The sequence below is a fragment of the Escherichia sp. KTE114 genome, assembly GCF_000407765.1.
GTDB classification, from domain to species: Bacteria; Pseudomonadota; Gammaproteobacteria; order Enterobacterales; family Enterobacteriaceae; genus Escherichia; species Escherichia ruysiae.
On sequence record NZ_KE136626.1, the window covers coordinates 4,112,387 to 4,134,542 of the forward strand.

A 22,156-nucleotide genomic window follows, 5' to 3' on the forward strand; every position below is an offset into this window, starting at 1 on the left:
AGACAGGCACAGACAGGCCGCTATCGCGCCAGAAAATTTAAACGATAAATGCCAATGAAATTGGGATTGGAATCGTTGGGTATCCATCGGGTGTCCTTCCATGTCATAAGTTGTTGCAGACTGACTGCGCGCATTCCGTTGTCAGTTTTCGTGGCGCTTCCGGTGTGGTAAATGATGTAACGCCCCATCCAGACCATTAAGTGCTGAGCATCGCCCTGATCGAAAAAAACCATATCGCCAGGCAGCGCCTGGTTTATGTCCTGGCCAATAAAACGGCTGTTGTACTGAATCAAATTAATTGCGGTCACATAGGGGCCTGTTTTCCCGTTCCCCTGGTTCCAGTTTTGCGCCAGTTGACGCTGTTCAGGTGTTAGCGTCATTTCAGGCGGCAAATACTGATTCGATAAACCGTTACTTTTTAGCCATTTGCTGTCGTGAACTTTCAGCGCCTCGTTCGCCGCAAAGCGCACCAGGCCCGCACAATCCTGCTGATACCAGCGTGGACTTGGCCCCTGACGGAGTTGTTCCTGAGCAACACGCACAAACCAGGCACGAAACAGCCCCGACTGTTCGACATTCAGCATTTCACCCTGAGCGCAAAAACAACACAGCCAGCAGATCAGCGCCAGAAGTCCGCGCCTCATAACGGCTGCCAGTTGACAGGTAGCCACTGCCAGGCGACGCCCGGTTTCATCTGATCCAGTTTCATCACATAACGCGGTTGTTGAGATAGAGCGTCCAGTTTCGGCATTAATAAAGTTTGCGCGGCGTTATAAAAAACCGGTTCGAGATTCTTCGGCAGACTGGTCAGCGTTTCATTACGCAGCAGTTTCGCCACACCTTGTGGATTGATATAGACCGGAACGATGCCGTCATTGGGTATCACATCCACCATTGCCGGGCGGGTTTTATTCAGTGTTTGCAGCGCGTTATTAACCAGCGTGTCATCGAGGGAGAAAAGCAGCGTTTTGTTTTGCATCGCCAGCGACACGCGGAAAAAATAATCCGACATTAATTGATCTGGTTGCACCGCCTGCGCTTTCGGATACTGACCATATCGGGAACTCACTTCGCGACGCCAGATTTGCGCTTCGCCCTGCTGTGTCTGGGTTACCGGCAATATACCTTCTGGCGCTTTGCTTTCGTGCGCACCAATATTTTGCGTAAACAGTTTCCCTGGCAGTTGCGCCTGTTCGGCTGAGCCATCAAACTGACCAACAAATAGCGGGGTTTGCAATTTTGAGTCTTCGTACCAGCACAGCCCGGCGGCACCGTCTAACGCTCCGTTCAGTTTGTCTTTTTCCTGACCGATATGCGAAAGCATCTCTTCGGCAATACCGTGCGAATACGGCACCGCCACACAGAAGCTGGCTCCGGCAGGCATACTGTTCCACACGGGAGTGAAATCGAAACTGGCATCTACGCTTGCGGATTCATCATTTAACGCCAGAAAGCTATGCCAGCCGTCGTTGTTCATTTCGAAGCGCACGCCAGCAAAAGAAGGCATTAATCGCTGGTAGCCAAAACCCAGCAAATTTGCGCTAACCACGATGCGCTGGCGTACTGGCGTTTTTTCGGCAGTACGCTCATCCAGGCCAAAGCTGGCTTGCCAGCGTTTTTTACCGCTCAACAAATCACTTGCGATCGCCGTAGCTTCGGTATCCTGCTGGTCATCTTTAAACAGCATATCCGTGCTGGAAAACACCAACATCTTGTCCTGATAAGTCGCAAACATCAGGGCGTTATTGCCGTTATAGCGCAACTGATAAACAGGAATGGTTCCGTTATTTAGCTTGATGCTACTGATTTCCGTCTTGCTTAACTGGCTATCGCTGGTGGCAGCAAACAGTAATGGCTCCAGCAATTTGCTTAAGCCGCTGCGCTGGATCAGCACCATATAATGTGAAAGATGGCCTTGTTTATCGTGCCATAACGCCGCCTGCGCAGGCTGGTCTAATAACGAGGAAAATAACTTATCTTTCAGCGTGAGATCGTGCTCATAGACAATGCGGCGAATGCTGCCTTCAATGCCCAGACGGTCGGCATGGTTCTGATAATAAAAAACGAAATCTTCGCTCAGGACATCATGAAGAAAAGGAATGGTAAGGAGATCTTTGGGAAGCTGGCTTAGAGAGTCGCTGTCGAGAAAGAGGTCCGGCTCATTGAGATCGATTTGCAGATTGTTGTGCACCACCAGCGGCGACAACGTTTTTTCTGGCCCATTGCCAGCATATTGCAATGCCCAGACGCCAGCGGAAAGCAGTGCTATTGCACCAAAACCTACAAGGCCATAAAACCGCCAGTCTTTCGCCTTTTTTTCACCACTCATTGCCACATTCCTTGTGTAAAGCCAGCCATTTTTTATGGGCGATGCACAACTTTATCGCGCCCTAATACGACAAAAGCCCAGACTTTACAGCCTGGACTTTTCAATTCAAAAAAGGGAGATGGCTCCCTTTTGGCATGAAGAAATGAAATTATTCTTCTTCTGGCTCATCGTCAACGTCCACTTCCGGAGCGATTTCATCGTCCCCTTCCGCAGCACTGCCGTCGATGGTATCCAGATCTTCCTCGTCAACCGGTTCAGCAACACGTTGCAGACCCACTACGTTTTCATCTTCCGCAGTACGGATGAGGATCACGCCTTGGGTATTACGACCCACGATGCTGATTTCCGAAACGCGGGTACGTACCAGCGTACCGGCATCGGTGATCATCATGATCTGGTCGCAGTCATCAACCTGTACCGCACCAACCACTAAACCGTTACGTTCAGTCACTTTGATGGAGATAACCCCTTTCGTCGCACGCGACTTGGTTGGGTATTCCGCCACTGCTGTACGTTTACCGTAACCGTTTTGTGTTGCAGTAAGGATTGCGCCATCGCCACGCGGTACGATCAGAGACACGACTTTATCGCCTTCACCTAAACGAATACCGCGAACACCTGTAGTGTTGCAGCCCATCGCACGGACAGAAGACTCTTTAAAGCGCACCACTTTACCTTCGGCGGAGAACAACATCACTTCGTCTTCACCACTGGTCAGGTCAACGCCGATCAGCTCATCGCCTTCAACCAGTTTGATCGCCACTTTACCGGCGGTACGCAAACGGTTGAATTCGGTGAGGACGGTTTTCTTCACAGTACCGTTAGCGGTGGCCATGAAGACTTTCACGCCTTCTTCAAACTCGGTCACTGGCAGGATCGCGGTGATACGCTCGTCCTGCTCCAGCGGCAGCAGGTTGACGATCGGACGACCACGTGCACCACGAGAGGCTTCCGGCAACTGATAGACTTTCATCGAATAGACGCGACCACGGCTGGAGAAGCACAGGATATGATCGTGGGTGTTCGCCACCAGCAACCTGTCGATAAAATCTTCTTCTTTAATACGTGCGGCAGATTTACCTTTCCCGCCACGACGCTGCGCTTCGTATTCCGAAAGCGGCTGATACTTAACGTAGCCCTGGTGAGAGAGCGTCACGACCACATCTTCCTGGGTGATCAGATCTTCCAGGTTGATGTCTGCGCTGTTGGCGGTGATTTCAGTACGACGTTTGTCACCGAACTGTTCACGAACCAGCTCCAGCTCTTCGCGGATCACTTCCATCAGACGATCGGCGCTACCAAGAATACGCAACAGTTCCGCGATCTGATCCAGCAGCTCTTTGTATTCGTCGAGCAGTTTTTCGTGCTCAAGGCCGGTCAGTTTCTGCAAACGCAGATCCAGAATCGCCTGAGCTTGCTGTTCGGTCAGGTAGTACAGACCGTCACGCACGCCGAATTCTGGCTCCAGCCATTCCGGACGCGCAGCATCGTCGCCAGCACGTTCCAGCATCGCGGCAACGTTGCCCAGCTGCCACGGATTAGCAACCAGCGCGGTTTTCGCTTCTGCAGGCGTCGGCGCATGACGGATCAGTTCAATGATCGGGTCGATGTTCGCCAGTGCTACGGCTAATGCTTCAAGGATATGAGCACGGTCGCGGGCTTTACGCAGTTCGAAAATGGTACGACGGGTCACCACTTCACGGCGATGACGGACAAACGCAGCGATAATGTCTTTCAGGTTCATGATCTTCGGCTGACCATGGTGCAATGCAACCATGTTGATACCGAAAGAAACCTGCAGCTGGGTCTGGGAGTAGAGGTTGTTGAGCACCACTTCACCGACCGCATCGCGTTTCACTTCAATCACGATGCGCATACCGTCTTTGTCAGACTCGTCACGCAGCGCGCTGATGCCTTCCACGCGTTTTTCTTTTACCAGTTCCGCAATCTTCTCGATCAGGCGCGCTTTGTTCACCTGATACGGAATTTCGTGGACGATAATAGTTTCACGCCCGGTTTTGGCGTCAACTTCCACTTCTGCACGGGCGCGGATATACACCTTGCCACGACCGGTACGGTAAGCTTCTTCGATACCACGACGACCGTTGATGATTGCCGCCGTCGGGAAGTCCGGCCCCGGGATGTGTTCCATCAGCCCTTCAATGCTGATGTCTTCATCATCAATATACGCCAGACAACCATTAATGACTTCCGTCAGGTTGTGTGGCGGGATGTTGGTTGCCATACCTACGGCGATACCGGAAGAACCGTTCACCAGCAGGTTAGGAATTTTGGTCGGCATGACGTCCGGAATTTTTTCCGTGCCGTCATAGTTATCAACAAAATCGACCGTCTCTTTTTCGAGATCGGCCATCAGTTCATGGGCAATTTTCGCCAGACGGATTTCCGTATAACGCATTGCCGCCGCAGAGTCGCCGTCGATAGAACCGAAGTTACCCTGACCGTCTACCAGCATGTAACGCAGCGAAAATGGCTGCGCCATACGGACGATCGTGTCATAGACCGCCGAGTCACCATGGGGATGGTATTTACCGATTACGTCACCAACGACACGGGCAGATTTTTTATAGGCTTTGTTCCAGTCATTGCCTAGTACGTTCATGGCGTAAAGTACGCGACGGTGTACCGGCTTCAGGCCATCTCGGACATCTGGCAGCGCACGGCCAACAATGACCGACATCGCATAATCCAGATAGGAGCTTTTCAGCTCTTCCTCAATGTTGACCGGTGTAATTTCTCTCGCAAGGTCGCTCATCTAACCGCTATCCCTCTACTGTATCCCGGATTCAAAGGTCGCAAATTATAACACAGCCGCGCAGATTGAGGTAAACCTATACGCTTTATTCACCTGCAATGCCTGATATACTCGATTGTCTTGCCAATTACGGAGTAGAAGTGCCAATGAATGCCGAAAAATCGCCGGTAAACCATAACGTAGACCACGAAGAGATCGCTAAATTTGAAGCCGTCGCCTCCCGCTGGTGGGATCTTGAAGGTGAGTTCAAACCGCTGCACCGCATTAACCCGCTGCGTCTGGGCTATATTGCCGAGCGTGCTGGCGGTTTATTTGGCAAAAAGGTGCTCGATGTCGGTTGCGGCGGCGGCATTCTGGCTGAGAGTATGGCACGCGAAGGCGCGACGGTGACCGGCCTGGATATGGGCTTTGAACCACTACAGGTTGCAAAGCTACACGCGCTGGAAAGCGGTATTCAGGTGGAGTACGTGCAGGAGACCGTTGAAGAACACGCGGCAAAACATGCCGGGCAGTACGATGTTGTGACCTGCATGGAGATGCTGGAGCACGTCCCCGATCCACAGTCAGTAGTCAGAGCCTGTGCGCAACTGGTAAAACCGGGCGGCGATGTCTTTTTCTCTACGCTTAACCGTAACGGTAAGTCATGGCTGATGGCGGTGGTTGGCGCGGAATATATTTTGCGCATGGTGCCTAAAGGCACGCATGATGTGAAGAAGTTTATTAAACCGGCAGAGCTGCTGGGCTGGGTGGATCAGACCAGTTTAAAAGAGCGTCATATGACCGGGCTGCATTACAACCCGATCACTAATTCCTTTAAACTCGGCCCCGGCGTGGATGTGAACTATATGCTGCACACGCAGAATAAGTGAGATTGTTGACCGGATTCATCCGGCAACCGTACCAATGCCTGATGCGACGCTTGCCGCGTCTTATCAGGCTTACAAATGACTCCCCCGTAGGTCGGATAAGGCGTTTACGCCGCATCCGGCAACTATGCCGGGCGGACAACAATTACCATTTCACCGTCATCGACAAAAATCCTGCCGTCTGGGCAAAATCATCACTTCCCTTCTGCCATGCGACACTGCCGCGCAGGGAAACTCGCTGACTAATATTGCCAGTTATTCCCACTTTTATTTCACCACGCTGCTTCGCCGTATCGTCGCTGATATTGCTGTCATCTTCTTCAATTTCCGCCGAATTGGGATCGTGATAATAATTCAAATCCAGAGTTGGCGTGATATAGAAAGTATTACGCCATTCGCTATGTATCCCGACACGCGTCAGAATATCATCGCCCTGCGATTGCGACACCCGCGCACGGTTAGCGGCGGTAAAATCATCCTGCTGCACGCCCTGATAAACCACCTGCGCCTGCGGTTCGATTACCACACTATGCCCCGGTAACCACTGATACCCTGCTTCCAGCGAGGCGATAATCCCCGACGAGTGGTAATAATCCGTGCCGTCACCTTGTTCGGAAACATCATTGCTAAACCATGCATATTGCAGCCAGCTATCCAGCCACGCCCCCTGCTGCTGGCTACCATGCTGAAACCAGCTCGAAGTCAGCCCAATAGCATAGCCGTGGTTCTGGTTATCGGCGCGGGTTCCGGTCATATTCGAGCGGCTTTCCCCCTGGTTATCGCTGTAACCACCAATGGCTCCCAGCGTCCATTCGCCATCATCGCCCCATCGCCCGCTAAACAGGTCGCCGCTAAGCTGCACCGTAGAGGTGTCTTCATGCTGAGCCAGCTGCCCCGCCGCCGTGTAATGATAACGTCCACCGATAATACGCAAATGCAGCGTCTGACCGTCGCCACCTGCGTGATCGCGTCGCTCCATCACAAACGCCTGATTTGCCGCCCGCAGGTTATTAAGATATCCACCAATTTTTGCATTCAGCACCGGCTGATAAGCGGGCGTTGGGTCAGGAGCCGGCGTGGGATCGGGAGTCGGATCAGGTGGCGATGGCGGCGTGACTTTTTGTGATCGCAAATACCAGTCGTTGTTATCTTCCACCAACGTATAGTCGTAAGCGCCCATATTGACGTAGCCGCTGCCCGCCAGACTGAACTGCGCATTATTTTGAAATTGCGTGGGATCGCCAGCGAAATCAACCACTTTTATACCTGTAGATGTCGGCTCGCCAATGCCAGTAATGGGGTTAACCACCACAGTCGTGCTGCCAGCGGTATTGCCGTTCAACACCAACTGGTCGCTTACCGAGTCATCGCCGTTTAATTCGCTGTCGAGAAACAGCGTACCGCCACCGTTGTAATCATCGTTTACGGTCAGGGTATCGCCAGCGACGCCATTTTGCAGGCTGATCGCGCCGAAAGTATTGCTCAGATCACCATTGACCGTCACACCTGAAAGATAAGTCAGGCTGTCAGTTTCAAGGTTGGTATTAAGCTCACCTGTCAACGTCACGCCATCGGTGGCATTCACCAGCGTCCCATCGCCGTTAAACAGTGAGGCATTAAGGGCGACAGAAGTATCCTGCCCGGTCAGGCGCAAAACCGTACCATCGCTGATGTCGATAGTGCCGCTGGAAGTAGCATCAATTGACTGAATATCCTGATCCGCGCCAGTAACGAACGTTGCCCCATCACCGACCCACAGTGACGAAGCATAAGGAAGGATATCCGCAACATCACCTTTCAGGGTGCCTTCTTCGACACGTACCGCCGACTGCGTTGTACCGCTGGCGGTCAGTTCCAGCGTTCCTGCACCGGTTTTCGTCAGTGTGGTTCCCGCGTCCTGCTGCTGTCCACTGCTGTCGGCGATCAATGCGCCCCACTGCGTCACAGCACCATCGTCAACCACAATTTCGCCATCAGCGCGCATTTCGATATCACGCCCATGACCAGCCATCGCAGAGCGAGTATCGACATCAGCCGTAATCTCCATCGCACTATCTTGTTGATTATCAGTGAAGATAACCTGGCGGTTATAGTGAGTATCACCAAGTTGAGAATTGTTGCTCACCACCAGCGTGCCGGAAGCGATTTGTGTTGTGCCGAGGTATTGATTGTCATTCGCCAGGCTTACCTGTCCATCGCCTGCATCTACCACTACATAGACGCCTTTTTTCCCGTCATCGCCAATATGCAAATCCTCACCACTATAAAGATCGACAACGTCCTGCTGACCAATTACCGTACCGCCACTGCCACTGATTTCCAGCCCATCGTTCTCTGACGTACCGCTCTGCCAGGTGGTGAAATCGGAGAGATCTAATATGCCACCGTTTAACACAATTGACTGCGGATCGTCCTGCATCGCCGCCAGATCCGCCGCGTTTCCCGCCAGCGAGAGGATTGCGCCATCTTCCACCACAATATCGCCGGTCAGCGCCATCGACGACGCCCCCGCCAGCGCATAGCTACCATTTTCAGCAATGGTCAGTTGCCCTTCACCTTCAATAGTTCCGCTAAACCCGCCGGCATTTACAGTCACGTTACCGCCAGCATCAATATTTAAAGTGCCATTCTGAAAACCCGTCAGTGAGTGAACAAAAGTCTGCTGTGTTGCGCCAACGTTAAGTTCTGCCTGATCATCCCGATGACTGATACTGCCGACCATCAGGCCATAGCAATTTTGTGGATTACTCTGGCAACGATCATCGCCAACATTCATCAGCGAATTGCTACGCCCCAGCGTCACTTCACCATTTTCAACCCGCATCTCGCCGGTAAAATTATTATTATCCGCATTAAGCACCAGTTCGCCTGCGCCGGTTTTGCTGATACTTCCGGTTCCGGCAATGGAATCGAGCGCACCATCGTTGCTCAGGTCACCAATAATCAACGTTTTATTACCAGCGATATCAAACCTGACCTGACTTGAATCGATGTACATAAAGCCGCCCGCCGACGCAGATGGCACATCGCCATATCCTGTGGCACTGTTGTTCTCATCCACCAAAACGCCACCGTTATAGCTGTAGCTGGCATCAACCGAAATATCAATAAGATAGGGAGAGTTCGTACTACTGCTATAAATTGCACCACCGTAACCTTCAGCAATATTATCTGTAAACGTGGTGTTATTAATTATTGTGAACTCTGATGGGTGAATGGTTTCCGTATTATTATCGGTGATATCGATAGCGCCACCATCGCCATCACTGTAACTTGTTGATGTATATGCCCGATTATTATTAAAAATCGTGTTATTTAAGTAAATATTATTATTAATCGAATAAATTGCGCCACCTTTGCCATCGTTAGCAATATTACCTGTAAATACAGCATTGGTAACGCTAAGATCAATATCACCAGCGTCATTTGTACCCGCAGAATAGATAGCCCCGCCATATCCTCCTGCCACATTACTGTCGAAGATAACCTGAGTAAGATTCAGCGTTGAGTTTTCTTTCGCAAAAATAGCACCTCCATTATTATATTCACCACTCACGGTATTATTTTCGAACAGAGTCATACCTGTTCCACCTTGTGCTGACAATATGAAATCAGCTCCTTGTTGTAAAAATACCGCCCCGCCACTGGCATCATTTGCCATAGAGGAAAAAATAAGCCATTGCCCGTCAGCAACACTCCAGGTCTGCATACTACCTGAGAGGCTCTGGCGACTGGCCAGGCAACTGGTAGAAACATTAACCCCCTGACATGAAGCCAGAATCTGCGACGCCGCGTTTGCACGCGTAAACACGCAAGCAACGACAGCCGGGAAAATTAACAGATACCCTTTCCTGATAAAAATAATCCATTTTTTATTCATGATCTGACAGCCTGTGAGAAATAACACGCTATCATTAAAAGGCATATTACGATTGTAGATAATAACCAATTGTAAACAAGAAATTTTTAAAATAATCGAACCAGCAATAATATTTACAGAAAGGTATTAATTATTTCTTTCAAAGTTTACTTGATTATTAAACAATGATAATTAAAACATATTAAACTGATTAATTCATTTCTTGTTTACCTGGAATAATCAATATCGCAAACTTTAATTTTACATCTACTGATTAAAAAATATCTGTTTCGTGAACGCCCCCCCTTTACATTTGCTCACATCATAAACATAACAATAAGTGTCGACATGATATGAGTTTGTGATGGTATCAATTTTCGCCACATCTGACATAAGCGCAATAAATAACCTGGATCAATAATTATCTTAAATTGAACGTTCAAGAAATCGCCGAACGGTTATTTTTAACAATTTTTTCTCTTCCCATTGACTTTCCCGAACACCTTGTCTGACCTAAGGTGCGTGGAAGTCACCTTTTCCGTTGCGAGTTATCCACAAAGTTATGCACTTGCAAGAGGGCCATTTTCACACTATCTTGCAGTGAATCCCAAACATACCCCCTATATATAGTGTTCATTGCGACTTTCCTCACTACAGGTAGTCAAAGCGACACTATTGCGGAAAGTATTCCCAAAACAGGTACTACATACATGAATCAGAATCTGCTGGTGACAAAGCGCAACGGTAGCACAGAGCGCATCAATCTCGACAAAATCCATCGCGTTCTGGATTGGGCGGCAGAAGGACTGCATAACGTTTCGATTTCCCAGGTCGAACTGCGCTCCCACATTCAGTTTTATGACGGTATCAAGACTTCTGACATCCACGAAACCATTATCAAGGCTGCCGCAGACCTGATCTCCCGTGAAGCACCGGATTATCAGTACCTCGCCGCGCGCCTGGCAATTTTCCACCTGCGTAAAAAAGCCTACGGTCAGTTTGAACCGCCTGCGCTGTATGACCATGTGAAGAAAATGGTCGATATGGGCAAATACGATAATCATCTGCTGGAAGACTACACGGAAGAAGAGTTCAAGCAGATGGACACGTTTATCGATCACGACCGTGATATGACCTTCTCTTACGCTGCCGTTAAGCAACTGGAAGGGAAATATCTGGTACAAAACCGCGTCACCGGCGAAATCTACGAAAGCGCCCAGTTCCTGTATATTCTGGTTGCTGCCTGCCTGTTCTCAAACTATCCGCGTGAAACCCGTCTGCAATACGTGAAGCGTTTTTACGACGCGGTTTCCACATTTAAAATTTCACTGCCGACGCCAATCATGTCCGGCGTGCGTACCCCGACTCGTCAGTTCAGCTCCTGCGTACTGATTGAGTGCGGCGACAGCCTGGATTCCATCAATGCGACATCCAGCGCGATTGTAAAATACGTCTCCCAGCGTGCCGGTATCGGTATCAACGCCGGGCGTATTCGTGCGCTGGGTAGCCCGATTCGCGGTGGCGAAGCGTTCCACACCGGTTGTATTCCGTTCTACAAGCATTTCCAGACCGCTGTGAAATCCTGCTCCCAGGGCGGTGTGCGCGGTGGTGCAGCAACGCTGTTCTACCCAATTTGGCATCTGGAAGTAGAAAGCCTGCTGGTGCTGAAAAACAACCGTGGGGTTGAAGGCAACCGCGTGCGTCATATGGACTACGGGGTACAAATCAACAAACTGATGTATACCCGCCTGCTGAAAGGTGAAGATATCACCCTGTTCAGCCCGTCCGATGTGCCAGGGTTATACGACGCGTTCTTCGCCGATCAGGAAGAATTTGAGCGCCTGTACACCAAATATGAAAAAGACGACAGCATCCGCAAACAGCGTGTGAAAGCCGTTGAGCTGTTCTCGCTGATGATGCAGGAACGTGCGTCTACCGGTCGTATCTATATTCAGAACGTTGACCACTGCAACACCCACAGCCCGTTTGATCCGGCTATTGCGCCAGTGCGCCAGTCTAACCTGTGCCTGGAAATCGCCCTGCCGACCAAACCGCTGAATGACGTCAACGACGAAAACGGTGAAATCGCGTTGTGTACGCTGTCTGCTTTCAACCTGGGCGCAATTAATAGCCTGGATGAACTGGAAGAGCTGGCGATTCTGGCGGTGCGCGCACTCGACGCGCTGCTGGATTATCAGGATTACCCGATCCCGGCAGCCAAACGCGGAGCGATGGGTCGTCGCACGCTGGGTATTGGTGTGATCAACTTCGCTTACTATCTGGCGAAGCACGGTAAACGCTACTCCGACGGCAGTGCCAACAACCTGACGCATAAAACCTTCGAAGCAATTCAATATTACCTGCTGAAAGCGTCTAACGAGCTGGCGAAAGAGCAAGGCGCGTGCCCGTGGTTTAACGAAACCACTTACGCGAAAGGTATCCTGCCGATCGATACCTACAAGAAAGATCTGGATGCTATCACCAATGAACCGCTGCATTACGACTGGGAAGCGTTGCGTGAGTCAATCAAAACGCACGGCCTGCGTAACTCCACGCTTTCTGCTCTGATGCCGTCCGAGACCTCTTCGCAGATCTCTAACGCCACTAACGGTATTGAACCGCCGCGCGGTTACGTCAGCATCAAAGCGTCGAAAGACGGTATTCTGCGCCAGGTGGTGCCGGACTACGAGCACCTGCACGACGCCTATGAGCTGCTGTGGGAAATGCCGGGTAACGATGGCTACCTGCAACTGGTGGGTATCATGCAGAAATTTATCGATCAGTCGATCTCTGCTAACACCAACTACGATCCGTCACGCTTCCCGTCAGGAAAAGTGCCGATGCAGCAGTTGCTGAAAGACCTGCTCACCGCCTACAAATTCGGGGTCAAAACGCTGTATTATCAGAACACCCGTGATGGCGCTGAAGACGCGCAGGACGATCTGGTGCCGTCAATCCAGGACGATGGCTGCGAAAGCGGCGCATGTAAGATCTGATAATCCCCCAGCCTTTGCACCAAACCGTCCCCTCTCCCCTTGCGGGAGAGGGTTAGGGTGAGGGGTAATAAAACCACAGGACACATTCATGGCATATACCACCTTTTCACAGACGAAGAATGATCAGCTCAAAGAACCCATGTTCTTTGGTCAGCCGGTCAACGTGGCTCGCTACGATCAGCAAAAATATGAAATCTTCGAAAAATTGATCGAAAAGCAGCTCTCTTTCTTCTGGCGTCCGGAAGAAGTTGACGTCTCCCGCGACCGTATCGATTACCAGGCGCTGCCGGAGCACGAAAAACACATTTTTATCAGCAACCTGAAATATCAGACGCTACTGGACTCCATTCAGGGTCGTAGCCCGAACGTGGCGCTGCTGCCGCTGATTTCCATTCCCGAACTGGAAACCTGGGTAGAAACCTGGGCGTTTTCGGAAACTATTCACTCCCGCTCCTACACGCACATCATTCGTAATATCGTTAACGATCCGTCTGTTGTGTTTGATGATATCGTCACCAACGAGCAGATCCAGAAACGCGCAGAAGGGATTTCAGCTTACTACGACGAACTGATCGAAATGACCAGTTACTGGCATCTGCTGGGCGAAGGCACCCATACCGTCAACGGCAAAACCGTGACCGTTAGCCTGCGCGAGCTGAAGAAAAAACTTTATCTCTGCCTGATGAGCGTTAACGCGCTGGAAGCGATCCGCTTCTACGTCAGCTTCGCCTGCTCTTTCGCATTCGCGGAACGTGAGCTGATGGAGGGCAACGCCAAAATTATTCGCCTGATTGCCCGTGACGAAGCCCTGCACCTGACTGGTACTCAGCATATGCTGAATCTGTTGCGCAGCGGCGCGGACGATCCTGAGATGGCGGAAATTGCCGAAGAGTGTAAGCAGGAGTGCTATGACCTGTTTGTCCAGGCGGCACAGCAGGAGAAAGACTGGGCGGATTATCTGTTCCGTGACGGTTCGATGATTGGTCTGAATAAAGACATTCTCTGCCAGTACGTCGAGTACATCACCAATATCCGTATGCAAGCGGTTGGTTTAGATCTGCCGTTCCAGACGCGCTCCAACCCAATCCCGTGGATCAACACCTGGCTGGTGTCTGATAACGTACAAGTTGCTCCGCAGGAAGTGGAAGTCAGTTCTTATCTGGTCGGACAGATTGACTCGGAAGTAGACACCGACGATTTGAGTAACTTCCAACTCTGATGGCTCGCGTTACCCTGCGCATCACTGGCACACAACTGCTGTGCCAGGATGAACACCCTTCTCTTCTGGCGGCGCTGGAATCCCACAATGTGGCGGTTGAGTATCAGTGCCGCGAAGGCTACTGCGGCTCCTGTCGCACGCGCCTTGTCGCAGGCCAGGTGGACTGGATTGCCGAACCGTTAGCCTTTATTCAACCTGGGGAAATTTTGCCCTGTTGTTGCCGGGCAAAAGGTGATATTGAAATCGAGATGTGATCGGGTACTAGCGCCAGATGCGACGCTTACGCGTCTTATCTGGCCTACAACAATTACATGGCAGAATAATATGCTTTCACCTGCTCCCAGTCCGCTTTGGGGATCGGCTCCAGATATTTCTCCAACTGGCGGAAGTCATGATGAATAGCCTTATGGCGACGCAGACGACGGCGACTTTTCTCCAGATCAAGAAAACCTGCTTCTGCCTTACCTTCTGTTTTCACATAGATATGGCGAACATAACAGCAACCATGCTGACGATTAACGCTATGCATCTTTTTAAATGCCAGCGCCACCGCTTTCAACATTGCTTGCCGTACATCGTCGGAATAAGGCGTTACTGCGTGTTGTGAATACCAGTCAGCAATGCTGACAAACCCCGCCATATCTTCAGTCACCAGCAACGCGCGCCATTCACCCTCAATTTTCACCGCTTCACCAAAAACGATGTTCGGCACAATTACACCGGCGCGCTTCAGATCTTTTATTACAGCTATCTCCCGAACAATCGTCGGACGCCCAAACGGATAGCGGATAGAATAAAACAAGTGGTGAGTCATGCGCTTCACATACAACTTTTTGCCGTTGTGCTCGACGCATTGCACCCCGCTCATACCGTTGCGGCGGTAATTCGGCTCCTCAACCCAGTCACCTTCTGTAGCCCACCAATGATTGAACTCATCGTGTTTTGCTGAAACTGCCATACCCTGTCGCCTGTCTTTATTATTAACGACAATGACTATAGGTGTTTACCTTAAGAAAAACTTAATAAAAAGTGTTTCTTAATGGATTTCTTTTGCCGGGAACAAGTCATCCCGCTCTAAAGAACAGCAAGTAAGGATAACCAACAGACTTTATGAAGAATTAAATATGTCCGCTATTTTACTATGACGTAGATGAGGCTTTGAATGAAGAGATATACCGGATGGCACTTACGTGCCATCCGACACTGAACTTACTCTTTATTGAGGAATTTTACTGCCTTATCCGGGAAGTCCGTAAACAGCCCATTAACACCTGCTTTGTTATACAGGGCGTCATACAGTTGATTCACATCGGTCGTATATGCCGGCAGTTTATCCGACCGCACGGTATAAGGATGCACTACCAGCTTATTCTGCTGTGCATCTTTCACCATTCCAGTAAGTTTAATATTGCCCGGCTGCGATGTCTCATCAATGACCATATGGTAATCGGGGCCAATGCCGTCAGCATATTCCGCCACCTGCTTCATGGCGCCCGGCTTAAACATCCAGTCATAGCTGTAATTTACCCAGGTTCCGTCCGGCTGTTTCTGCTGAGTTTCATTCCAGTCAGTATAAGCAATCAACTGAACCAGATTGAGATCCATGCCCATTTTCGGTTCCAGCTCATTTTTAATGCGTTTCAGCTCATCAGCATCAAAGCATTGCAAATAAACTTTGTCCCCTTTGCTGGTGTAACCATATTTTTTCAGCACTTCCAGAGTTTTAGCCGCTATATCTTTCCCTTCCTGGTGATGGAACCACGGCGCTTTAATCTCCGGGTAGATGCCGATGTTTTTCCCGGTCGAATGGTTTAACCCCTGAACAAATTCAATCTCTTCTTCGAAAGTATGCACCCGGAAGTCAGATTTACCCATCGGGAAGCGTCCAGGGAAAGTCTGCACTTTCTTACCGTTTTCAATATCGAAGCCTTCGGTAAATTTCAGTGATTTAATTTCATCCAGCGTGAAATCTATCGCGTAGTAACGACCGTCTTTGCGTGCCCTGTCCGGGAAACGATCGGCAACATCAGTAACGCGATCAAGATAGTGATCATGCAGGACGACCAGATGGTCGTCTTTGGTCATTACCAAATCCTGCTCCAGATAGTCAGCCCCCTGTGCATACGCCATCGCTTTTGCTGGCAGCGTATGCTCCGGCAAATAACCACTGGCGCCGCGATGGGCTATTACAATTTTCTCGCTGTTGTCTGCCGCCATTGCACTGCTTCCCATGATCATTCCACTCATCATGATCGCCATGCTAAGGTTTTTCAGCGTCAATTTCATGCCATTAGCCTCCGTTGCGTTTTTGCTGTAATTCCTGATGGCGACGTTTTTCGCCAATCATCACGACAATTAACAAGATAACTGCCAGAATGCTGCCGCCAATCATTACCATAAAGCCGCCATCCCAGCCGAAGAAATCCACGGTGTAGCCAACAATCGCACTCGCCGCTACAGAACCGCCCAGATAACCAAACAGTCCGGTAAAGCCTGCCGCCGTACCTGCCGCTTTTTTCGGTGCCAGTTCCAGCGCGTGCAGACCGATCAGCATGACAGGGCCATAAATCAGGAAGCCGATGACAATCATACAAATCATATCTACGGTCGGGTTGCCCGCCGGGTTCATCCAGTAAACGATAGTGGCAATGGTCACCAGAGTCATAAAGAAGACGCCGGTTGCGCCACGGTTACCACGGAAGACTTTATCCGACATCCAGCCGCACAAAAGGGTGCCCGGAATGCCCGCGTACTCATAAAGGAAGTAGGCCCAGGAAGATTTATCCAGCGCGAAGTGTTTCACCTCTTTCAGGTAGGTTGGCGACCAGTCGAGGATGCCGTAGCGCAGCAGGTAAACGAACACGTTAGCGATAGCGATATACCACAGCAGTTTGTTCGGCAGCACGTACTGCATGAAGATTTGCTTCGCAGTCAGCTCCTGTTCCGCTTTTTCGTTATAATCGTCCGGATAGTCATTTTTGTACTCTTCGATCGGCGGCAGACCACAGGATTGCGGGGTATCGCGCATCATGGCAAAAGCGAAAAGCGCCACCAGAATGGCACAGAAAGCCGGCATATAAAGCGCCGCGTGCCAGTCATTGAACCAGGCCATCCCCAGCAAGAACAACAGCGGCGGAATACCACCGCCGACGTTATGCGCACAGTTCCACACCGACACAATGCCGCCACGTTCTTTCTGTGACCACCAGTGCACCATGGTACGACCACACGGCGGCCATCCCATCCCCTGGAACCAGCCGCAGAGGAACAACAGCACGAACATCACCGCAATACTGGAAGTCGCCCACGGCACAAATCCCATAAACAGCATCACTGCCGCAGCAAGAATCAAACCAGCTGGCAGGAAAACGCGCGGATTCGAGCGATCCGATACCGAGCCCATGATGAATTTCGAAAATCCATAGGCGATTGAGATCCCTGAAAGCGCAAAACCTAAATCACCACGCGAGAATCCCTGCTCCACCAGATAGGGCATAGCAAGAGCAAAGTTCTTACGAACCAGATAGTAAGCAGCATAACCAAAGAATATCCCCAGGAAAATTTGCCAGCGTAATCGACGATAGGTCGGGTCGATCTCCGCAGCAGGTAAGCGCGCTTTGTGTGGCGCCGGTTTAAAAATACTCAACATTTATAGCCTCCGTGGCCCATGGTCTTATTTATGATTAACAGCCTGATTCAGTAGAAGAACCTGCCGTTTTTTGAGTTGCCGCGATGTTAAGAAAACATTCATAAATTAAATGTGAATTACCGCACACATTATTAAACACAATGATTGAAATGTTCCGAAAGACGCATGAAATCACGTTTCACTTTCGAATTGTGAGCGAATATGCGCGAAATCAAACAATTCATGTTTTTACTATGGCTAAATGGTAAAAAACGAACTTCAGAGGGATAACAATGAAAACTCGCGACTCGCAATCAAGTGACGTGATTATCATTGGCGGCGGCGCAACGGGAGCCGGGATTGCCCGCGACTGTGCCCTACGCGGGCTGCGCGTGATTTTGGTTGAGCGCCATGACATCGCCACAGGCGCGACCGGGCGTAACCACGGTCTGCTGCACAGCGGCGCGCGCTATGCGGTAACCGATGCGGAATCGGCCCGCGAATGTATTAGTGAAAACAAGATATTAAAACGCATTGCGCGTCATTGTGTTGAGCCGACCAACGGCCTGTTTATCACCCTGCCAGAAGATGACCTCTCCTTTCAAACCACTTTTATTCGCGCTTGCGAAGAAGCAGGAATAAGCGCAGAAGCCATCGATCCGCAGCAAGCGCGCATTATCGAACCTTCCGTTAACCCGGCATTGATAGGTGCAGTGAAAGTCCCGGATGGCACCGTTGATCCATTTCGTTTGACCGCAGCAAATATGCTCGATGCGAAAGAACACGGTGCAGTTATCCTCACCGCCCACGAAGTCACTGGCCTGATTCGTGAAGGCGCGACGGTATGTGGCGTTCGTGTGCGTAACCATCTCACCGGCGAAACCCAGGCACTTCATGCACCTGTGGTGGTTAATGCCGCCGGGATCTGGGGGCAACATATCGCAGAATATGCCGATCTGCGCATTCGTATGTTCCCGGCGAAAGGAGCGCTGCTGATCATGGATCACCGCATTAATCAGCATGTGATCAACCGCTGCCGTAAACCTTCTGATGCCGATATTCTGGTGCCCGGCGACACTATTTCTCTCATTGGCACCACCTCTTTACGTATTGATTACGATGAGATCGACGACAACCGGGTGACGGCGGAAGAAGTGGATATTCTGCTGCGTGAAGGGGAAAAACTGGCTCCGGTGATGGCGAAAACGCGTATTCTGCGAGCCTACTCTGGCGTGCGCCCACTGGTTGCCAGCGATGACGACCCGAGCGGACGTAACGTCAGTCGCGGCATCGTGCTGCTCGATCACGCCGAACGCGACGGGCTGGACGGATTTATCACCATCACCGGCGGCAAACTGATGACCTACCGCCTGATGGCGGAATGGGCTACTGACTCGGTGTGCCGCAAACTGGGCAACACGCGCCCCTGCATCACTGCCGATACGCCGCTACCAGGTTCACAGGAACCGGCTGAAGCCACGCTGCAAAAAATCATATCTCTGCCAGCGCCGCTGCGCGGTTCTGCGGTTTACCGTCATGGCGATCGCACACCCGCCTGGTTAAGTGAAGGCCGTTTGCACCGCAGCCTGGTCTGTGAATGCGAAGCCGTCACTGCAGGAGAAGTGCAGTACGCAGTAGAGAATTTAAACGTTAATAGCCTGTTAGATTTGCGCCGTCGTACCCGTGTGGGAATGGGCACCTGCCAGGGCGAACTCTGCGCCTGCCGCGCCGCCGGGCTGCTGCAACGCTTTAATGTCACCACCTCTGCGCAATCTATCGAGCAACTTTCCACCTTCCTGAACGAACGCTGGAAAGGCGTGCAACCTGTTGCCTGGGGCGATGCGCTGCGCGAAAGCGAATTTACCCGGTGGGTTTATCAGGGACTGTGTGGTCTGGAGAAGGAGCAGAAAGATGCGATTTGATACTGTCATTATGGGCGGCGGTCTTGCCGGATTACTCTGCGGCCTGCAACTACAAAAACACGGCCTGCGCTGTGCGATTGTCACTCGTGGTCAAAGCGCGCTGCATTTTTCGTCCGGATCGCTGGATTTACTGAGCCATCTGCCGGACGGTCAGCCAGTGACAGACATTCACGACGGCCTGGAATCTTTGTGCCATCAGGCTCCTGCCCATCCTTACAGTGTTCTCGGCTCACAGCGCGTGCTCGATCTCGCTTGCAGGGCGCAGGCATTGATCGCTGAAAGCGGTGCGCAATTGCAGGGTAGCGTTGAACTGGCTCACCAGCGAGTTACACCGCTCGGCACTCTGCGCTCAACCTGGCTAAGCTCGCCAGAAGTCCCCGTCTGGCCGTTGCCAGCGAAGAAAATATGTGTGGTGGGTATCAGCGGGCTGATGGATTTTCAGGCGCATCTTGCGGCAGCTTCGTTACGTGAATTGGATCTTTCGGTTGAAACCGCAGAAATTGAACTGCCGGAACTGGATGTGCTACGTAATAACGCCACCGAGTTCCGCGCGGTAAATATTGCCCGTTTCCTTGATAACGAAGAAAACTGGCCACTGTTGCTTGATGCGCTTATCCCTGTCGCCAACACCTGTGAAATGATCCTGATGCCAGCCTGCTTCGGCCTGGCTGATGACAGACTCTGGCGCTGGCTGAACGAACAATTACCCTGTTCATTAATGTTACTGCCGACACTGCCACCTTCCGTGCTGGGCATTCGTCTGCAAAATCAGCTTCAACGTCAGTTCGTGCGCCAGGGCGGTGTATGGATGCCGGGCGATGAAGTGAAAAAAGTGACCTGTAAAAATGGCGTGGTGAATGAAATCTGGACTCGTAATCACGCCGACATCCCGCTGCGTCCACGTTTCGCGGTTCTCGCCAGCGGCAGCTTCTTTAGCGGCGGACTGGTTGCGGAACGCAACGGCATTCGCGAGCCGATTCTCGGCCTTGATGTGCTGCAAACCGCCACGCGGGGTGAGTGGTATCGAAGTGATTTTTTTGCGGCGCAACCATGGCAGCAGTTCGGTGTAACCACTGATGAGGCACTACGCCCATCGCAGGCAGGCCAGACGGTAGAAAACTTGTTTGCCATCGGATCGGTGCTGGGCGGATATGATCCTATCTCTCAGGGATGCGGCGGCGGCGTTTGTGCTGTCAGTGCATTACATGCTGCTCAACAGATTGCCCAACGCGCAGGAGGCCAACAATGAACGACACCAGCTTCGAAAACTGCATTAAGTGTACCGTCTGTACCACCGCCTGCCCGGTAAGCCGGGTGAATCCGGGCTATCCGGGGCCAAAACAGGCCGGGCCGGATGGCGAGCGTCTGCGTCTGAAAGATGGCGCCCTGTATGACGAGGCGCTGAAATATTGCATTAACTGCAAACGTTGCGAAGTCGCCTGCCCGTCCGATGTGAAGATTGGCGATATCATCCAGCGCGCGCGGGCGAAATATGACACCACGCGCCCGTCGCTGCGCAATTTCGTTTTGAGTCATACCGACCTGATGGGTAGCGTTTCCACGCCGTTCGCGCCTATCGTCAACACCGCTACCTCGCTGAAACCAGTGCGACAACTGCTTGATGCGGCGTTAAAAATTGACCATCGCCGCACGCTGCCGAAATACTCCTTCGGCACTTTTCGTCGCTGGTATCGCAGTGTGGCTGCGCAGCAGGCGCAATATAAAGACCAGGTGGCCTTTTTCCACGGCTGCTTCGTTAACTACAACCATCCGCAGTTAGGCAAGGATTTAATTAAAGTGCTCAACGCGATGGGCACCGGCGTACAACTGCTCAGCAAAGAGAAATGCTGCGGTGTGCCACTCATCGCCAACGGTTTTACCGATAAAGCGCGTAAACAGGCAATCACTAACGTGGAATCGATCCGCGAAGCTGTGGGGGTAAAAGGCATTCCGGTCATTGCTACCTCCTCTACCTGTACGTTTGCCTTGCGCGACGAGTACCCGGAAGTGCTGAATGTCGACAACAAAGGCTTGCGCGATCATATCGAACTGGCAACCCGCTGGCTGTGGCGCAAGCTGGACGAAGGCAAAACCTTGCCGCTGAAACCGCTGCCGCTAAAAGTGGTTTATCACACACCGTGCCATATGGAAAAAATGGGCTGGACGCTCTACACCCTGGAGCTGTTGCGTAAAATCCCGGGGCTTGAGTTAACGGTGCTGGATTCCCTGTGCTGCGGTATTGCGGGTACTTACGGTTTCAAAAAAGAGAACTACCCCACCTCACAAGCCATCGGTGCACCGCTGTTCCGCCAGATAGAAGAGAGCGGCGCGGATCTGGTGGTTACCGACTGCGAAACCTGCAAATGGCAGATTGAGATGTCCACAAGTCTTCGCTGCGAACATCCGATTACGCTGCTGGCTCAGGCGCTGGTTTAAACTCCCTTCTGATGCCCGGTAAGCGCATTGCTTATCGGGCATTTTTGCGTGCGCGATTCCGTACCCAATGTATGCGTTTCATCACAATGAAAATTCCCCGGAAAACGTCTCGCAAAGGCTGAAAC

14 protein-coding genes are annotated in these 22,156 nt (G+C 51.3%); 7 read left to right on the plus strand and 7 right to left on the minus strand.

Annotated features, from left to right (window positions below; genetic code table 11):
- Positions 1-20: 20 nt before the first annotated feature.
- The 3 genes from WC5_RS01755 to gyrA all read right to left on the minus strand — a co-directional run bounded on the left by WC5_RS01755 (position 21) and on the right by gyrA (position 5,105).
- A complete protein-coding gene (locus tag WC5_RS01755) occupies positions 21-644 on the minus strand; it encodes a DUF1175 domain-containing protein (protein ID WP_010353017.1) in 624 nt (207 codons plus the stop codon).
- Positions 641-2,329 (minus strand): DUF2138 domain-containing protein, encoded by a 1,689-nt coding sequence (locus tag WC5_RS01750; protein ID WP_000012267.1) that lies wholly within the window; start codon positions 2,327-2,329, stop codon positions 641-643. Before WC5_RS01750 ends, WC5_RS01755 begins: the two co-directional genes overlap by 4 nt.
- Before the next feature lie 148 nt (positions 2,330-2,477).
- Positions 2,478-5,105, minus strand: a complete 2,628-nt coding sequence (gene gyrA, locus WC5_RS01745) for a DNA topoisomerase (ATP-hydrolyzing) subunit A (protein ID WP_001281237.1) — start codon at positions 5,103-5,105, stop codon at positions 2,478-2,480.
- Between the two features lie 146 nt (positions 5,106-5,251).
- Here gyrA and ubiG point away from each other — a divergent pair, with 146 nt between their 5' ends.
- Positions 5,252-5,974, plus strand: a complete 723-nt coding sequence (gene ubiG, locus WC5_RS01740; RefSeq protein ID WP_000990774.1) for a bifunctional 2-polyprenyl-6-hydroxyphenol methylase/3-demethylubiquinol 3-O-methyltransferase UbiG — start codon at positions 5,252-5,254, stop codon at positions 5,972-5,974.
- A gap of 142 nt (positions 5,975-6,116) precedes the next feature.
- Here the strand turns inward: ubiG and yfaL are convergent, their stop codons facing one another.
- Positions 6,117-9,851, minus strand: a complete 3,735-nt coding sequence (gene yfaL / locus WC5_RS01735; RefSeq protein ID WP_001036997.1) for an AIDA-I family autotransporter adhesin YfaL/EhaC — start codon at positions 9,849-9,851, stop codon at positions 6,117-6,119.
- A 689-nt stretch (positions 9,852-10,540) separates the two neighbouring features.
- On the opposite strand from yfaL, the gene nrdA reads away from it, so the two are divergent.
- From nrdA to yfaE, 3 genes are all read left to right on the plus strand, one after another.
- Positions 10,541-12,826 carry a class 1a ribonucleoside-diphosphate reductase subunit alpha gene (gene nrdA, locus WC5_RS01730; RefSeq protein ID WP_001075190.1) on the plus strand — a complete coding sequence of 762 codons (2,286 nt, stop codon included), beginning with the start codon at positions 10,541-10,543 and terminating at the stop codon, positions 12,824-12,826.
- An 88-nt stretch (positions 12,827-12,914) separates the two neighbouring features.
- Complete coding sequence (gene nrdB / locus WC5_RS01725; RefSeq protein ID WP_000332038.1) at positions 12,915-14,045, plus strand: class Ia ribonucleoside-diphosphate reductase subunit beta; 1,131 nt, start codon at positions 12,915-12,917, stop codon at positions 14,043-14,045.
- Complete coding sequence (gene yfaE / locus WC5_RS01720; RefSeq protein ID WP_000135040.1) at positions 14,045-14,299, plus strand: ferredoxin-like diferric-tyrosyl radical cofactor maintenance protein YfaE; 255 nt, start codon at positions 14,045-14,047, stop codon at positions 14,297-14,299. Before nrdB ends, yfaE begins: the two co-directional genes overlap by 1 nt.
- Positions 14,300-14,352: 53 nt before the next feature.
- Here the strand turns inward: yfaE and inaA are convergent, their stop codons facing one another.
- The 3 genes from inaA to glpT all read right to left on the minus strand — a co-directional run bounded on the left by inaA (position 14,353) and on the right by glpT (position 17,694).
- Positions 14,353-15,003 carry a lipopolysaccharide kinase InaA gene (gene inaA, locus WC5_RS01715; RefSeq protein WP_000301023.1) on the minus strand — a complete coding sequence of 217 codons (651 nt, stop codon included), beginning with the start codon at positions 15,001-15,003 and terminating at the stop codon, positions 14,353-14,355.
- A gap of 251 nt (positions 15,004-15,254) precedes the next feature.
- Positions 15,255-16,331 carry a glycerophosphodiester phosphodiesterase gene (gene glpQ, locus WC5_RS01710; RefSeq protein ID WP_000779064.1) on the minus strand — a complete coding sequence of 359 codons (1,077 nt, stop codon included), beginning with the start codon at positions 16,329-16,331 and terminating at the stop codon, positions 15,255-15,257.
- A 4-nt stretch (positions 16,332-16,335) separates the two neighbouring features.
- Entirely contained in the window at positions 16,336-17,694 is a 1,359-nt protein-coding gene (glpT, locus tag WC5_RS01705; protein ID WP_000948734.1) for a glycerol-3-phosphate transporter, read from the minus strand.
- A gap of 272 nt (positions 17,695-17,966) precedes the next feature.
- Between glpT and glpA the strand changes: the two genes are divergently transcribed.
- The 3 genes from glpA to glpC are packed head-to-tail and all read left to right on the plus strand — an operon-like array spanning position 17,967 to position 22,031.
- Positions 17,967-19,595, plus strand: coding sequence for an anaerobic glycerol-3-phosphate dehydrogenase subunit A (gene glpA, locus WC5_RS01700; protein ID WP_000857222.1), 1,629 nt, complete (start codon positions 17,967-17,969; stop codon positions 19,593-19,595).
- A complete protein-coding gene (glpB, locus tag WC5_RS01695; protein ID WP_001209912.1) occupies positions 19,585-20,844 on the plus strand; it encodes a glycerol-3-phosphate dehydrogenase subunit GlpB in 1,260 nt (419 codons plus the stop codon). The genes glpA and glpB overlap by 11 nt, the downstream gene beginning before the upstream one ends.
- Positions 20,841-22,031 (plus strand): anaerobic glycerol-3-phosphate dehydrogenase subunit GlpC, encoded by a 1,191-nt coding sequence (gene glpC / locus WC5_RS01690; protein WP_001000375.1) that lies wholly within the window; start codon positions 20,841-20,843, stop codon positions 22,029-22,031. Before glpB ends, glpC begins: the two co-directional genes overlap by 4 nt.
- The last annotated feature ends 125 nt before the right edge of the window (positions 22,032-22,156 follow it).